Below are 14,597 nucleotides of genomic sequence, written 5' to 3' on the forward strand. Positions count from 1 at the left end.
CCGGGGGGGGGGCTGCGGGCCGGTGGGCGCGGGTGCGGCGCCCCCCCCCCCCCGGCGCCGGGGGGAGGGGGGGGGCCCCCCCCCCGGGGGGGGGGCCCCCCCTCGGCACGCGTGAGCGCGCTACTTCTTGCCGGTGAAGGCCTCGTACGCGGCGACGACCTCCTTGGCGGGCCCGTCCATTCGCAGCGTGCCGGACTCCAACCACAGCGCCCGGTCACACGTCTGGGTGATCGTGCCATTGCTGTGGCTGACCAGGAACACGGTGCCCGCCTGCTCCCGCAGCTCCGCGATCCGCTGCCGGCTGCGGCGCTGGAACTTCGCGTCGCCGGTCGCCAGGGCCTCATCGATGAGCAGCACATCGTGGGACTTGGCGGCGGCGATGGAGAACCGCAGCCGGGCGCCCATACCTGAGGAGTACGTCCGCATCGGCAGGGAGACGAAGTCGTCCTTCTCGTTGATCCCGGAGAACTCCACGATCTCCTCGTAGCGCTCCCGGATCTCCTCGCGGGTCATGCCCATCGCGAGACCACCGAGGATCACGTTGCGTTCACCGGTGAGATCGCCCATGAGCGCGGCGTTCACCCCGAGCAGCGAAGGTTGGCCATGGGTGTAGACCCTGCCCTTGGCGGTGGGCAGCAGCCCGGCGATGGCCTTCAGCAGGGTGGACTTCCCCGAGCCGTTGGAGCCGATCAGACCGATGGCCTCCCCCTTGTAGGCGGTGAAGCTGACCCCTTTGACGGCGTGGACCCTGCGCCCGCCGCTGTCGGGGTTCCCGCCGCGGAGGATCCGGCCCAGGGCCGCCGTGGCGGAGCCGCGACCCGTCTTCGCGCCGTTGACGGTGTAGGTGATGTGCACGTCGTCGGCGACGACGGTGGGGATCCTGTCCAGCGTCTGCGTCGGTGTTTGTGCCTCTGCCAGCGTGTCCGCTGCGATGTGGTCAGCCACGGCCGTACTGCTCCTCTGCCTTCCAGAAGTACACGAATCCGCCCACCCCGGCGAGCACGGCCCAGCCGAGGGCGACCGCCCAGACATGCGGCGGCAGCTGAGCCGAGGTGTAGCTGTCTATGAACGCGAAACGGACCAGGTCGATGTAGACGGCCGCCGGGTTGCACTGGAGCGCCAGCACGACGGCCTCCGGCAGGTGCGCCCCCTTGAGCTGGGCATGCAGGCTGAACATCACGCCGGACGCGTACATCCAGGTGCGGAGCACGAACGGCATCAGCTGCGCGATGTCCGGGGTCCGGGCCGCCAGCCGCGCCATGATCATCGAGACGCCGGTGTTGAAGAGTGCCTGGAGCAGTAGCGCGGGGACGGCCAGGAGCCAGGACGCCTTGGGGAACTGCCCGAAGCCCATCAGGATGACGGCCAGGGCGCCCAGCGAGAACAGCAGCTGCTGGAGCTGCTGGAGCGCCAGCGCGATGGGCAGGGCGGCGCGGGGGAAGTGCAGGGCCCGGACCAGTCCGATGTTGCCGGAGATGGCCTTGGTCCCCGCCATGATCGAATTGGCTGTGAACGTCCAGATGAACACGCCGGTGACCAGGAACGGCACGAAGTCGGGCACATGTTTGCTGGTGTCGAGCAGCACTCCGAAGATCACGTAGTAGACCGCCGCGTTGAGCAGCGGGGTCATCAGTTGCCAGACCTGGCCCAGCTTCGCCTGGCTGTACTGAGCGGTGAGCCGGGCGGTCGCGAACGCGGTGATGAAGTGGCGGCGGGACCACAGCTGCCGGATGTATTCGGGGAGCGGTGGGCGGGCGCCGCTGACCTTCAGTCCGTGCCGGGCGGCCAGCTCGCCCGGACTGTCCGCGGTCACCGGTGATCCCGGTCCGGTGGTCGTCCGGCTGTCCACGCTCACGCTGACGCTCACGTACCCGCTCCCACTCGTCGTCGCAACGCAACCGTATCGTCGCTACGTGGACAGTAGGGCGTGGCTGCGTCGCAACGCAACCGTTTCGTCGTCACGGGCTATGCTCGTGGGCATGACCACGGAGCCGGGCACCCCACGCCGTACCCCCGCGGGAGCAGCCGTGCTCCGGGAGGACGTCACCGAGGCCATCCGTGCTGCCGTCTTCGAGGAACTGGCGACGGTCGGCTTCGCCCGGATGTCGATCGAGGGCATCGCCCGGCGGGCAGGGGTCGGCAAGACCGCGGTCTACCGGCGCTGGAAGTCCAAGCTGTCCCTGGTCCTGGACCTCGTATCGGTGTTCGCCGCCGAAGGGCTGCCCGCCCCGGCGACCGGTTCGCTGTACGGGGATGTCCGCGCGCTGCTCGAAGTCGCCTCGCGTGCCCTGCGCCACCGGGTGGCGTCCCAGGTCATCCCCGATCTGCTGGTCGAGTCCGCCCGCCACCCGGAGATCGCCCAGGCGATCAGGGAGGCCTTGTTCGACAGCCAGCGGGGGGTCGCGGCGTTGGTGGTGCGCGACGCGGTGGCACGCGGCGAGCTCCCGGAGTCGGCCGATCCCGACCGCGCGCTGGACCTGATCATCGGGCCGCTGTACTGGCGGCTCGTGGTGGTACGGAGCGGCTTGCCGAAGGGGTACCTGGACGACCTCGCGGCCTCGGCCGTCGCGGCCCTCACCCGCAAGGACTGACGGGGCGGGCGTGGCCGGCTACTTGACCGCCCCCGCCATCACCCCGGACACGAACTGCCGTTGGAACGCGAAGAACACCACCAGCGGGATCACCATCGACACGAACGCCCCGGGGGCCAGTACGTCGATGTTGTTGCCGAACTGCCGCACCTGCTGCTGGAGGGCGACCGTGATCGGGGGCGACTCGGAGTCGGCGAAGATCAACGCCACCAGCATGTCGTTCCACACCCACAGGAACTGGAAGATGCCCAGGGATGCGATCGCCGGAGCACCCAGCGGCAGCACCACCCGGGTGAACAGCCTGATCTCGCCCGCCCCGTCCAGCCGGGCGGCCTCCAGCAGTTCCCTCGGGATCTCCGCGAAGAAGTTCCGCAGCAGGAAGATCGCGAAGGGGAGCCCGAAGGCGACATGGAAGACCACCACTCCGGCCGTCGTCTCGAAGATCCCGATCTCGCCGAACAGCTTCGACACCGGGACCAGGGCGACCTGCACCGGGACCACGAGCAGCGCGACCACGGCCAGGAACCACCAGTCACGCCCGGGGAAGTCCATCCAGGCGAAGGCATAACCGGCCAGCGAGCCGATCACCACGACCAGAACGGTCGACGGGACGGTGATCAGGATCGTGGAGAGCAGGGACCGGGTGATGGTGTCGTTCTGGAGCAGCCTGGAGTAGTTCTCGGCGGTGAGCTGGGCGGGCTGGGTGAACACCTCCCACCAGCCGCTGGCGCTGATGTCGGCGGGGGAACGCAGCGAGGAGAGCAGCAGGCCGATCGTCGGCATCAGCCAGAAGAGCCCGACGAGGACGAGGAAGACCCGCATGGTGCCGCCGCCCGTGCGAGCTGCGATCCGTGCGGCGAGCGTGGGTTTCGCCTTGGGCGGCTGAGCGCCGGATGTACCGCTCGCGCCGCCCGTGCCGGACGTACCATCCGCGCCATCCGGGCCCGTCGTGGTCATCGGCGCGTCTCCCTTCGCATCCTGCGGATGTTGAACAGCATCACCGGCACCACCAGCAGCAGCAGGAGCACCGCGATCGCACTGCCCACGCCCAGATCGGCGTCGGTGCCGAAGGACGAGCGGTAGAGCTGGAGCGCCAGCACGTTCGCATCGTCCTGGGAGGAGCCGGGCGAGATGATGAACACCAGGTCGAAGATCTTCAGTACGTTGATCATCAGCGTGACCATGACCACCGCGAGGACCGGAGCCAGCAGCGGTACGGTCACCATCCGGAAGACCTGCCACTCACTGGCCCCGTCCACCCTGGCGGCCTCCAGCAGCTCACGTGGCACGGCGGCCAGCCCCGCCGCGATCAGCACCATCGCGAAGCCCGCCCACATCCAGACGTATGAGCCGATGATCGCTGGAGTCACCAGGGAAGGCCCGAGCCAGTCGACCCCGTTGTAGGGCTCCCGGAAATTGCTCTCGGGCAGCCGCAGCCGGGCGCCGTCCGCCTGCGCGGGGAGGGTGAACGTACCGTCGGCGCCCGCCGTGGCCGTGGCGACGACCCTGCCGTCCTTCACCGCCTCGATCTCGATGCCCTTGAGGCCCAGCTCCTCCGGATCGACGGAGTTGGGCTTGCCGCCGCCGCCCCGGGTGAAGTCCAGCCAGGCGGTGCCGGTGATCTTCCCCGGCTCCGGGGCCGGGGTCCTGGCGGGCCTGGCGTCGTCCGGCATCTTCGCGGGGGCCACCCCCACGAGGGGCAGCCGCACCGCGGGGCCGTCCGCCGAGACGGGGTCCCTGGTGATGAACGCCCCGCCGCCCGCCGCCTCCAGCGGATGCGCGGGCAGGGGGTGGGCATGCGGATAGCCGGCCGAAGCGGCGAAGGTGTCATGCACCCCCACCCAGACCGCGTTCGCCACTCCGCGCTCCGGATCCTGCTCGTACACCAATCGGAAGATGATCCCCGCGGCCAGCATCGAGATCGCCATGGGCATGAAGACGACCAGCTTGAACGCGGTGCCCCAGCGCACCCGTTCGGTGAGCACCGCGAACACCAGGCCGAGCCCGGTGGCCACGGTCGGGGCGACCACGACCCAGATCGCGTTGTTCTTGACGGCGGTGAGGATGGTGTCGTCGGTGAAGATCTCGACGTAGTTGCCGAGCCCGGCGAAGCCGTTGCCGGACTTGTCGAAGAACGACCGGTAGGCCGAGTACCCGATCGGATAGACCACGAGCGCGCCGAGCAGCACCAGCGCGGGAAGCAGGAAACCGGCGGCGACCAGTCCGCGGGTGCCGGTCACGCTCCCGCGTGCCTTGGCCCGCTTCTCGTGCCGTGGCCGTTTCCCGGGTCGTGGCCGTTCGCTGTGCGGCGCGGTCACGGCGGCGTCAGTCCTTGTACGCCTTGGCCGCGTCGGCCTCCAGCCGCGCCTGCGTACCAGCGATGTCCTTCGGGTTCTTCAGGAAGTCCTGGAGCGCCTTCCACTCGCCCTTGCCGGGAGTGCCGCCGAACGACTGAGGCATCTGGTCCGACATATCGAAGCGGAAGTCGTCGCCCGCGGCGATCAGGGCCTTGGCGATCTCCCGCTGGACATCGTTCGGATACGCGGACAGGTCCAGGTTCTTGTTGGGGGACACGAAGCCACCGGACTCGGCCCAGATCTTCGCGGCGTCCGGCGAGGCCAGGAAGGTCAGCAGCGCCTGCGCGCCCTTGGAGTCCTTGAGGGCCACGGCCGCGTCGCCACCCGTCACCACCGGCGGCTCGGCGCCGACCCTGGGGAACGGGAACACCTTGGCGTCCGTGCCGATCTTCGCGTCGGTCTGCGCGATGTTGACGGTGACGAAGTCGCCTTCGAAGACCATCGCCGCCTTGGGCTGGTCGCCCCCGGTGAAGGTTTGGGTGACGGACTTGGGGAACTCCGTCTGGAGCGCACCGGCCGCGCCGCCCGCGATCAGGGACGGTTTGCCGAAGAGCTCCCCGAGCGTCGTCAGCGCCTGGGTCACCGAGGGGTCCGTCCACTTGATCTGGTGCTTGGCGAGCTGGTCGTACTTCTCCGGGCCCGCCTGGGAGAGATAGACGTTCTCGAACCAGTCGGTGAGCGTCCAGCCGTCCGCGCCGCCGATCGACACGGGCGTGACGCCGGACGCCGAGATCGTCTCAGCGGTCTTCATCAGGTCGTCCCAGGTCGTGGGGACGGTGGCACCGGCGTTCTCGAAGACGGCGTTGTTGTACCAGAAGAGCGACTTGTTGGCGGCCTTGAAGTACACGCCGTACGGGGTGCCGCCGACCGAGCCGAGGTCCTGCCAGCCCTTGGCGTAGTTCTTGGCGAGCTGGGCCTTGGCCTCGGTGCCGAGGGGCTTGGCCCACTTCTGGTCGACCGCCTGCTGGATCGCGCCGACCTGCGGAAGCATCGCGACATCGGGCGGGCTGCCGCCGGCGATCTTCGTACCCAGGAAGTTGACGATCGGGTCCTGGGCGGGGACGAACGTGACCTTGGCACCGGTGCGCTTCTCGAACTCCTTGAGGACCTTGGTGAAGTTCTCCTGCTCGGGGCCCGTCCAGACGGCGGCGACCTCGATCTTCTGGCCGTCCAGCCTGGGCAGCCGGACCGTGGCGGCCGAGTCGCCGCCGGTCTTCTCCGGTGCGCCGCTACCGCCTTCCCCGTCACCGCCGCATCCGGTGAGCGCGAGCACGCCCAAGGCGACGAGGGCGGCGGCTGCCCTGGCCGGCCCGGGGGACCTGCGGACCACCCCAGCGGAGCCGGTGCCCCGGTGCGTACGACCACGTGCGATTTTCCGCGTTGAGCGCATCACTGCCCCGTCTCTGCCGTACGCCTTCCGGAGGGCGTGCCCGGCCGTGACGCAGGCAGCACCGCTTCCGTCCCGTGCAGTCAGGTCTACGCCCGGTGCCCAGGGGAGGCAAGAGCGCCATCGCCGTCAAGCGGCCGATCGTGATGCCCTCGTGACGTAGGGTCAGGCGCCCCGCGCCGCCGCCGGACGTCTCAGGCGCGGGACGAGGTCAGCCGGGGGAGCCGGGTGGCGTCGACCGAGCGGGCCGCCCGGTCCAGGGCGCTGGCCAGCAAAGCCAGGTCGGTGGGGCCGTTGCCCAGCTCACGGACCGGGCGACGGGCGGGCGGGTCACCCATCCGCTCCCACTCCAGCTCCACCACGGTGGGCCGCTGGGTCGCCGTACGGGGGATGCGGCCCGTCACCCGGCCCGCCTGGAACGGTGCGACTGCACCGTCCGGACGAGTCAGGCGACCACGGCCCGGGGCCGCGTCATCCGGGCCGGGTGCCACCGCGGGGGCGTCGAGCTCCACCCGCAGCCGGACATCGCGCGCCAGCCGGGTGTCCGCCGTACGGTCCGGACGCGCGGATGTGGCGACCAGATGGACACCGAGCCGCTCTCCGTCCCTGGCCACGGCCTCCAGCGCCCGTACGACGGATCCCGCGGCGGGCCGACCGGGGCTGCCGAGTGCGGGGGCGACCAGCGCGTCGTAGTCGTCGACGAGCACGACCAGCCGGGACAGCGCAGAGGAGGAAGCGGGAGAAGAGGCGGGAGCCGGGGAAGCCGCCGCCCCGGTCTGTCCGCCCGTCGGCGCACCGCTGCCAGGGGTGTCGTCGCCACCACGGGGGCCGCCGCCGGTCTGGCCCGGCCTGCGCTGGCCCACCAGCCGCCCCGAGACCTCACGCCGCGTCTGCCACTCCAGGAAGCTCTCGCCGTCCAGCAGCTCGGCGCGCCGCTTCAGCTCCCCGCCGAGTGCCTGAGCGAACGCCCGCATCCGGACCGGCTCCGACGCGACCAGATGCTCGCCGACATGGGGCAGATCCATACAGGCGGCAAGCCCCTCGCCCCGCTCCCCGCCCGCGCCGTCCACGAGCAGCAGACCGAGCTCGTCCGGGCGGCCCGCGGCGGCGAGTGAAGCGGCGACGGCGCGCAGCAGCTCCGTACGGCCGCTGCCGGCCGGCCCCTCGATCAGCAGATGGGGACCGTCGTTGACCAGGTCGACCGCGAGCGGTCCGCGCGAGCCCGCGCCCAGTACCGCGGTGCCGGCTGAGGCCGATGCCCAGCGGGCCATCAGAGAGGCGGGCGTGGCCCTGGCCAGGCCCAGCTCGTCCAGCAGCCGCGCCGACCGCGGCAGCGGCGACGCCACAGGTGGGGCACTCTGGCCGTCCGCACTCCCGCCTTGCCGTCCTTCCGCGGCACGCAACGGCGCGAGTGCCCGGGCGAAGCGCTGGGCCCAGGCAGCGGAGACCGCGTCCACGGCAGCGACCGTGCCGTGCCCCACGGGCTGCCCGCCCGCCGTACGCAGCAGCCGCAGCGCTGTCGCCACATCACCGCTCAGCAGCGCGACCGCCCCGCACTCGCGGAAGGCGAGGGACGCCGCGCAGGCCTCCTCGTACGTGGCCGCGACCGGCGACGACGGAGAGGCGGCCGGGGTCTCGGCCAGGCAGATCACATGGATGCCCGCGGCCGCCCCGGCTCCGGCCAGCCGTGCCGTGGTCTCCCGGAGCGCCGCCGAACCGGGGTCGCCGTCCAGCAGCAGCACGGTGCGCGGCCCGGTGTGCCGTGCGGCTGCCTCGTCCACGGCGCGGCGGTCGGCGCTCGGCCAGCCGGCTCCGAGGGGTCCCTCGTCCAGCCGCCGGGTCAGCTCAGCGGTCCGGGCGGCGGCCTGGTCGCGGTCGAACGCGACGAGGAGCCGGCAGTCCTGCCCGCGCGCGGGACGCAGATGCGGCAGCCAGCCGAGCCAGCCCCAGTCCCGCTTGCGCTCTTCCAGCGACCTCGCACGGTCCGCGCTGACCAGCACGAGCTCCAGACCCGTGGGCGCGTGCAGTGCCGCCAACTGGGCCACGACGGATCTGGCGAGCCCACTGAGCCGTGACCGGGGCCCCGCGAGACCGAGCGATCCGGCTTCCCGTAGCCCCACGGTGACCGGCACGGACGGCGTGTCCGCGCGGTCCACCGTGCCGAGTCGTACGACGAACTCCTCCGGGTGCCCGGGATCACGCTCCCACAGCCGAGGGCCGGGGCCCAGCGCGGTGAGCAGTACGGCGGCGGGGTCGGGCCAGGTCTCCACCAGGGGGGTGGCGGCGGCTGCCACCGGCTCCCCGGACGCGGTCGCGCCCTCGGTGCCGGCCATGCCCCGTCCACCGGTGAGCCGTCGGGCCCAGGCTCCTATGCCACGCCGTCGGGCCCCGCTCTCATCCCGGCCCCGGCTTCCCTCGCCGGCAGCCGTGGCTCCGGGCTCGGCAGGCGTGGATCCTGGCTCCGCCGGGACCGTCCAGATGCCGCTGCCGTGGGTGGTGTCGCCGTGCGGCCCGCCCGCTCCTGCCCCGGTCCGGGCACCCGCCTCGACTTCCTCGCCCACTCCCGCCGAAGGTTCGTGCGGCTCGTGCGTCTCCAGCGGTTCGCCGGGCCCCCGGAGCCGACCCGGGGCCGCCGCCTCGTCCCGGACCCAGGACGGCACGGGCCGCCGCCCCCGAGCCGGGCGCTCCTGCGCGTGCTCCTGCCCGCGCACACGCAGGTGCCCCTCGCCGTCCGGAGTGGTCGTCAGCGCCTCCGGCGCGGTCGTCGGAGCGAGCCGCAGTGTGGACTCACCCAGGCGCAGCAGGGCTCCGGGGGAGATCCTGACCGCGGCTGAGCCCACGGGGGAGCCGTCCAGCGTGGTGCCGTTGGTGGAGCCGAGGTCGGCGACGGTGACCCGGCCGTCGTCGGCGACGGTCACCGCGCAGTGGAGCCGTGAGACGTCGGGGTCGTCAAGGGGGACATCCGCCTCGGCCGCTCGTCCGATCACTATCCGACCGCTGTGCAGCAGATGCACACCGCCCGCGTCCGGCCCCGCGACCACATGGAGCCGGGCCGCCGCTTCGACCTCGCCGCTCGCGCCGCTCGCGCCGTTCTCGACAGGGCTCTGAAGCGCCAGCACGGCTCCGTCCACCAGCGGAGGCTCGCCCAGTGCGCAGCGCTGGGCGTCCAGCCGCTCCCCGCCCGCGTAGAGCACGGCCTGGCCGACGTCCTGCCCGGCCACGGCCGCCGCGAGTGAGGAGGCCACCGCCGCCAGTGCCGTACCGGCGGGAGCGGTGACGAGGACGTCGCAGGCCCGTCTCGCCCCGTCCGGCGCGGGCGCCGAGCCGGGCCGCGCGCCGGACGGCAGGGAGGCGCCGGCCTCCTCACCCGCCGCAGGCGGTGTGGACGAGCCGACTGAGCCGGACGGAACAGGCGGTGTGGACTGGCCGCTGCGCGGCGCGAGGACGGTCAGCCGGATCTGCATCGCCGTCAGCGGTCCCTTCTGCGCGGGGTGCCCGGCAGGGGAAGCGGCCTTGTGAATCCCCCCACCCGGCAGGTCGGCACGGCGCTGAGCGCTCCCCACCCCACACGCCGTGCTGGAGGCATCCTCGCACCTGCCACTGACAACTCGCCCGCCACCCGGCCTCAAGTGATCTTGATTGGTCGGCTCTGGGTGCAAAAGTTCCTGGTTGGGATCGCCTCTGCTGTCATTGGGACAGTCGTTCGGTGGTCGACGCGGCGGTGGCGCGAGCCGTCGGCTCTCGCTGACCTGGCAACCACCGGCCGCCGGGGCGCGTCTTACCTGGCCCACGCATCACATCCGGTGAGCCCGCCGGTGACCCGATCGGCGGCACTACAGTGGGTCGGACACATGGTCGGGGGTCAGTGTGGCCAGTACCACCCATACCACCCGTACCACCCCGTTACTACACACGACTCGTACGACCAGAACCACGTACCACGATCAGCAGGGAGCGCATGACGTGCGGCCGGTAGGCAGCAAGTACCTGCTCGAGGAACCGCTCGGCCGCGGCGCCACGGGCACCGTCTGGCGAGCCCGCCAGCGCGAGACCGCGGGAGCCGAGGCGGCCGTCGCCGGCCAGCCGGGTGAGACCGTGGCGATCAAGGTCCTCAAGGAAGAGCTGGCGAACGACGCGGACGTGGTGATGCGCTTCCTGCGCGAGCGCTCCGTGCTGCTCCGGCTCACCCACCCGAACATCGTCCGCACCCGCGACCTCGTGGTCGAGGGCGATCTGCTCGCTCTGGTGATGGATCTGGTCGAGGGTCCCGACCTGCACCGCTACCTCCGGGAGAACGGCCCCTTCTCGCCTGTGGGAGCCTGTCTGCTCACGGCGCAGATCGCGGACGCGCTCGCCGCCAGCCACACCGACGGCGTGGTGCACCGCGACCTCAAGCCCGCGAACGTCCTGCTCGCCGAGCGGGCGGGCGAGATGCACCCGATGCTCACCGACTTCGGTATCGCGCGGCTCGCGGACTCCCCCGGCCTGACCCGTACGCACGAGTTCGTCGGCACACCCGCCTATGTGGCCCCCGAATCCGCCGAAGGCCGTCCGCAGACCTCGGCCGTCGACATCTACGGCGCTGGAATCCTGCTGTACGAGCTGGTCACCGGCCGTCCGCCGTTCGCCGGCGGCACGGCACTCGAAGTGCTGCACCGCCATCTGAGCGAAGAGCCGCGCCGCCCCTCCACCGTCCCGGGCCCGCTCTGGACGGTCATAGAGCGCTGCCTGCGTAAGGAGCCGGGTGAGCGGCCCAGCGCCGAGAACCTCGCCCGCGGGCTTCGTACCGTGGCCGCCGGAATCGGTGTGCACTCCACGCCCGCGCAGATCGAGGCCGCGGAGGGCGTCGGCGTGCTGCTCGCACCCGACCCCGATCCCGCCGCCGTCCCGCAGATGCCGGGTGCCGGCGACCCTACCCAGGTGCTGCCGACCAACGCCGCGCAGTACGACCCGGGGGCCGCCACCAGCGTGCTCCCGCACACCGGCGCGTCAAGCGGCGCCGCCGATCCGACCGCAGTCATGCCGCCCGTTCCCCAGGGTGCCGGGCCCGACGACGCCCACCCCTGGCAGTCCCAACTGCAGGCGGCCCGGGACCGCAACGAGCAGACCCAGGTCCAGTACCTGGACCCGAGCGAGGACCCGCTGCGCCGCCGCCCGCAGCGCCAGGCGCCGCCGCATCAGCCCCCGCAGCGGCCCGGACCGCGCCCCCAGGGGCAGCCGCAGCGCGGACAGCGGTACGCGCCCCCTCCGCAGCAGTACGCCCCCGCCGCGCCTCAGGACTACGTCCCGCAGCGGCAGCAGTACGCCCCGCCGCAGCCACCGCCGCCTCAACAGCCTCAGCGGCCCGCCCAGCGCCCGCAGCGTGAACCGCGCCCTCCTCGGCAGCGCAGCGCCAACCCGATGCGGATCCCCGGCCTCGGCTGCCTCAAGGGCTGTCTGTTCACTCTCGTGCTGCTGTTCGTCGCGGGTTGGCTGATCTGGGAACTCACCCCGCTCCAGGACTGGATCGGCACCGGCAAGAGCTACTGGAACACCATCGGTGACGGAATCGGCAAGGTGACCGACTTCATTGAAGAGCTGGTCGGCTCGGACCCGGGAACCGGAGGCACGGGTACCCCCGGTCAATGACCCTCCCAGTCGGCGACCCTGTCGCTATGTCGACTTTCTGCGGTGCTTGCACGGGGGAAATAGCCCCGCAGAAGTGACGGCCGGCGCCATTCGGGGCACTGAACACCCCGATACCCGCGTAGTTTGTGGGCAACGCCAGCCGCTGAGGGAGCAGTTTTGGCACGGAATATCGGCAGCCGGTACACCGCCCACCAGATCCTCGGGCGGGGCAGCGCCGGCACGGTGTGGCTTGGCGAGGGGCCCGAAGGCCCCGTCGCCATCAAGCTGCTGCGTGAGGACCTGGCCTCCGACGAGGAGCTCGTCGGGCGCTTCGTCCGGGAGCGTACGGCGCTGCTCGGGCTCGACCACCCGCGGGTCGTCGGCGTCCATGACCTCGTCGTGGACGGCAATGACCTCGCCCTGGTGATGGACCTCGTCCGCGGAACCGATCTGCGTACCCGCCTCGACCGGGAGCGGCGGCTCGCGCCAGCCGCCGCGGTGGCCATCGCCGCCGACGTCGCCGAGGGCCTCGCCGCCGCCCATGCCGCCGGTGTGGTCCACCGCGACGTCAAGCCGGAGAACATCCTGCTCGACATGGAGGGCCCGCTCGGACCCGGCGGCTCCCACCCCGCGCTGCTCACCGACTTCGGCGTCGCCAAGCTGATCGACACCCCGCGCCGCACTCGGGCCACTCGGATCATCGGGACACCCGACTATCTGGCCCCGGAGATCGTGGAGGGCCTGCCGCCCCGCGCCGCCGTCGACATCTACGCCCTCGCGACGGTGCTCTACGAGCTGCTCGCGGGCTTCACCCCGTTCGGCGGCGGTCACCCGGGGGCCGTACTGCGCCGGCATGTCACCGAGACCGTGGTGCCCCTGCCGGGTATCCCCGACGAGCTGTGGCAGCTGATCGTGCAGTGCCTGGCCAAGGCGCCCGCCTCCCGGCTGCGCGCGTCCGAGCTCGCGGCGCGGCTGCGTGAGCTCCAGCCGATGCTGAAGGGCATGCCCCCACTCGATGTGGACGAGCCGGACGCCGAGCCGCCCTTCGACGCCGGAGCCGACGCCGACTCCCCCTATCCCGCCGTCTCCAGCGCACCCCGCAGGGCGGCTGTCCCGCTGGTTCCCGGCGCGGCCACCGACTCCAACCGGGACACCCACACCTCCATGCGCGTCCCGGGCCCGGACGAGCTCGCGGGCGGCGCCCGCGGTACGGCCCGCGCCCCGCGTACCCCGGGGCAGCGCCGCCCCGGCTCCGCCCGCCACAAGGCGGAGGCTGTCCGCAGGCGCCGGATCACCCTCGGTGTCGCGGGGCTCGTGCTCGCGGCGGCGATCGGGGCCGGTAGCTGGCTTGCCGCGGACGGCGACGACGAGGGCGTACCACCCCGGGACTCGAAGCAGTCGGCCCCGTCACAGCCGTAGCGTCCGCTTTGTCGCCCCTTTGTCTCCCCTTGTCCAGGACGGGCGGGACGGTACGGCCCGGCCAGCCGTTACGCTGGTCCCGTGGCAGTCGTCGATGTATCCGAAGAGCTGAAGTCCCTCTCCTCGACCATGGGGTCGATCGAGGCCGTCCTGGACCTCGACAGGATGAGGGCAGACATCGCCGCGCTCGAGGAGCAGGCGGCGGCACCGTCCCTGTGGGACGACCCCGAGGCGGCGCAGAAGATCACCAGCAGGCTCTCGCACCTCCAGGCCGAGGTCCGCAAGGCGGAGGCACTGCGCGGGCGCATCGACGATCTCGAAGTGCTCTTCGAGCTCGCCGAGGCCGAGGACGACCCGGACACCCGCGCGGAAGCCGAGACCGAGCTGGAGGCCGTCCGCAAGGCGCTGGACGAGATGGAGGTCCGCACCCTCCTGTCCGGTGAGTACGACGAGCGCGAGGCCCTGGTCAACATCCGCGCCGAGGCGGGCGGCGTCGACGCCGCGGACTTCGCCGAGCAGCTCCAGCGCATGTACCTGCGCTGGGCGGAGCGCCACGGTTACGGCACGGAGGTCTACGAGACCTCGTACGCGGAAGAGGCCGGCATCAAGTCGACCACCTTTGTGGTCAAGGCGCCGTATGCCTACGGCACGCTCTCTGTCGAGCAGGGCACCCACCGCCTGGTCCGTATCTCTCCGTTCGACAACCAGGGCCGCCGCCAGACCTCCTTCGCCGGTGTCGAGGTGCTTCCGGTCGTCGAGCAGTCAGACCATGTCGAGATCGACGAGTCCGAGCTGCGAGTGGACGTCTACCGCGCGTCCGGTCCGGGCGGCCAGGGAGTCAACACCACGGACTCCGCGGTCCGCATCACCCACATCCCGACCGGCATCGTGGTCTCCTGCCAGAACGAGCGCTCCCAGATCCAGAACAAGGCGAGCGCGATGAACGTCCTCCAGGCCAAGCTCCTTGAGCGCCGCCGCCAGGAGGAGCAGGCCAAGATGGACGCACTCAAGGGCGACGGCGGCAACTCCTGGGGCAACCAGATGCGTTCGTATGTCCTGCACCCGTACCAGATGGTCAAGGACCTGCGTACGGAGCACGAGGTGGGCAATCCCCAGTCGGTGCTGGACGGCGAGATCGACGGCTTCCTCGAGGCGGGCATCCGCTGGCGCAAGCAGCAGGAGAAGTAACCGCACACGTTGTTTTGTCGACAAGGGAAATGGCGGGCGCCCGGCGGC

Annotated in this window: 10 protein-coding genes; 4 read left to right on the forward strand and 6 right to left on the reverse strand. The window is 71.7% G+C overall.

Annotated elements, in window-relative coordinates; translation table 11 throughout:
* Positions 1 to 120 precede the first annotated feature (120 nt).
* Together ACFWI9_RS25320 and ACFWI9_RS25325 are read right to left on the reverse strand one after the other, a co-directional pair.
* The gene (locus tag ACFWI9_RS25320; RefSeq protein ID WP_387165354.1) at positions 121 to 918 is read right to left on the reverse strand and encodes an ABC transporter ATP-binding protein; all 798 of its coding nucleotides are present in this window, start codon (positions 916 to 918) and stop codon (positions 121 to 123) included.
* A 19-nt stretch (positions 919 to 937) separates the two neighbouring features.
* Positions 938 to 1,849, reverse strand: coding sequence for an ABC transporter permease (locus ACFWI9_RS25325; RefSeq protein ID WP_387165355.1), 912 nt, complete (start codon positions 1,847 to 1,849; stop codon positions 938 to 940).
* Positions 1,850 to 1,967: 118 nt separating this feature from the next.
* On the opposite strand from ACFWI9_RS25325, the gene ACFWI9_RS25330 reads away from it, so the two are divergent.
* On the forward strand, positions 1,968 to 2,591 hold the full coding sequence (locus tag ACFWI9_RS25330; RefSeq protein WP_387165346.1) for a TetR/AcrR family transcriptional regulator: 624 nt from the start codon (positions 1,968 to 1,970) through the stop codon (positions 2,589 to 2,591).
* 18 nt (positions 2,592 to 2,609) lie between these two features.
* Here ACFWI9_RS25330 and ACFWI9_RS25335 read toward each other — a convergent pair whose 3' ends face one another.
* From ACFWI9_RS25335 to ACFWI9_RS25350, 4 genes are all read right to left on the reverse strand, one after another.
* Positions 2,610 to 3,548: a carbohydrate ABC transporter permease gene (locus tag ACFWI9_RS25335; RefSeq protein ID WP_387165347.1), complete on the reverse strand. Its 939-nt coding sequence runs from the start codon at positions 3,546 to 3,548 to the stop codon at positions 2,610 to 2,612.
* A complete protein-coding gene (locus tag ACFWI9_RS25340) occupies positions 3,545 to 4,831 on the reverse strand; it encodes a carbohydrate ABC transporter permease (protein WP_387165348.1) in 1,287 nt (428 codons plus the stop codon). Before ACFWI9_RS25340 ends, ACFWI9_RS25335 begins: the two co-directional genes overlap by 4 nt.
* Positions 4,832 to 4,916: 85 nt before the next feature.
* Entirely contained in the window at positions 4,917 to 6,338 is a 1,422-nt protein-coding gene (locus ACFWI9_RS25345; RefSeq protein WP_387165349.1) for an ABC transporter substrate-binding protein, read from the reverse strand.
* 191 nt (positions 6,339 to 6,529) lie between these two features.
* Positions 6,530 to 9,799: an FHA domain-containing protein gene (locus tag ACFWI9_RS25350; RefSeq protein WP_387165350.1), complete on the reverse strand. Its 3,270-nt coding sequence runs from the start codon at positions 9,797 to 9,799 to the stop codon at positions 6,530 to 6,532.
* A 499-nt stretch (positions 9,800 to 10,298) separates the two neighbouring features.
* On the opposite strand from ACFWI9_RS25350, the gene ACFWI9_RS25355 reads away from it, so the two are divergent.
* The 3 genes from ACFWI9_RS25355 to prfB all read left to right on the forward strand — a co-directional run bounded on the left by ACFWI9_RS25355 (position 10,299) and on the right by prfB (position 14,549).
* Positions 10,299 to 11,963 carry a protein kinase gene (locus ACFWI9_RS25355; RefSeq protein ID WP_387165351.1) on the forward strand — a complete coding sequence of 555 codons (1,665 nt, stop codon included), beginning with the start codon at positions 10,299 to 10,301 and terminating at the stop codon, positions 11,961 to 11,963.
* Between the two features lie 156 nt (positions 11,964 to 12,119).
* The gene (locus ACFWI9_RS25360) at positions 12,120 to 13,361 is read left to right on the forward strand and encodes a serine/threonine-protein kinase (RefSeq protein ID WP_387165352.1); all 1,242 of its coding nucleotides are present in this window, start codon (positions 12,120 to 12,122) and stop codon (positions 13,359 to 13,361) included.
* A gap of 81 nt (positions 13,362 to 13,442) precedes the next feature.
* Positions 13,443 to 14,549 carry a peptide chain release factor 2 gene (prfB, locus tag ACFWI9_RS25365; protein WP_387165353.1) on the forward strand — a complete coding sequence of 369 codons (1,107 nt, stop codon included), beginning with the start codon at positions 13,443 to 13,445 and terminating at the stop codon, positions 14,547 to 14,549.
* The last annotated feature ends 48 nt before the right edge of the window (positions 14,550 to 14,597 follow it).

It is taken from the genome of Streptomyces sp. NPDC127084 (genome assembly GCF_042724175.1).
Taxonomy (GTDB): domain Bacteria; phylum Actinomycetota; class Actinomycetes; order Streptomycetales; family Streptomycetaceae; genus Streptomyces.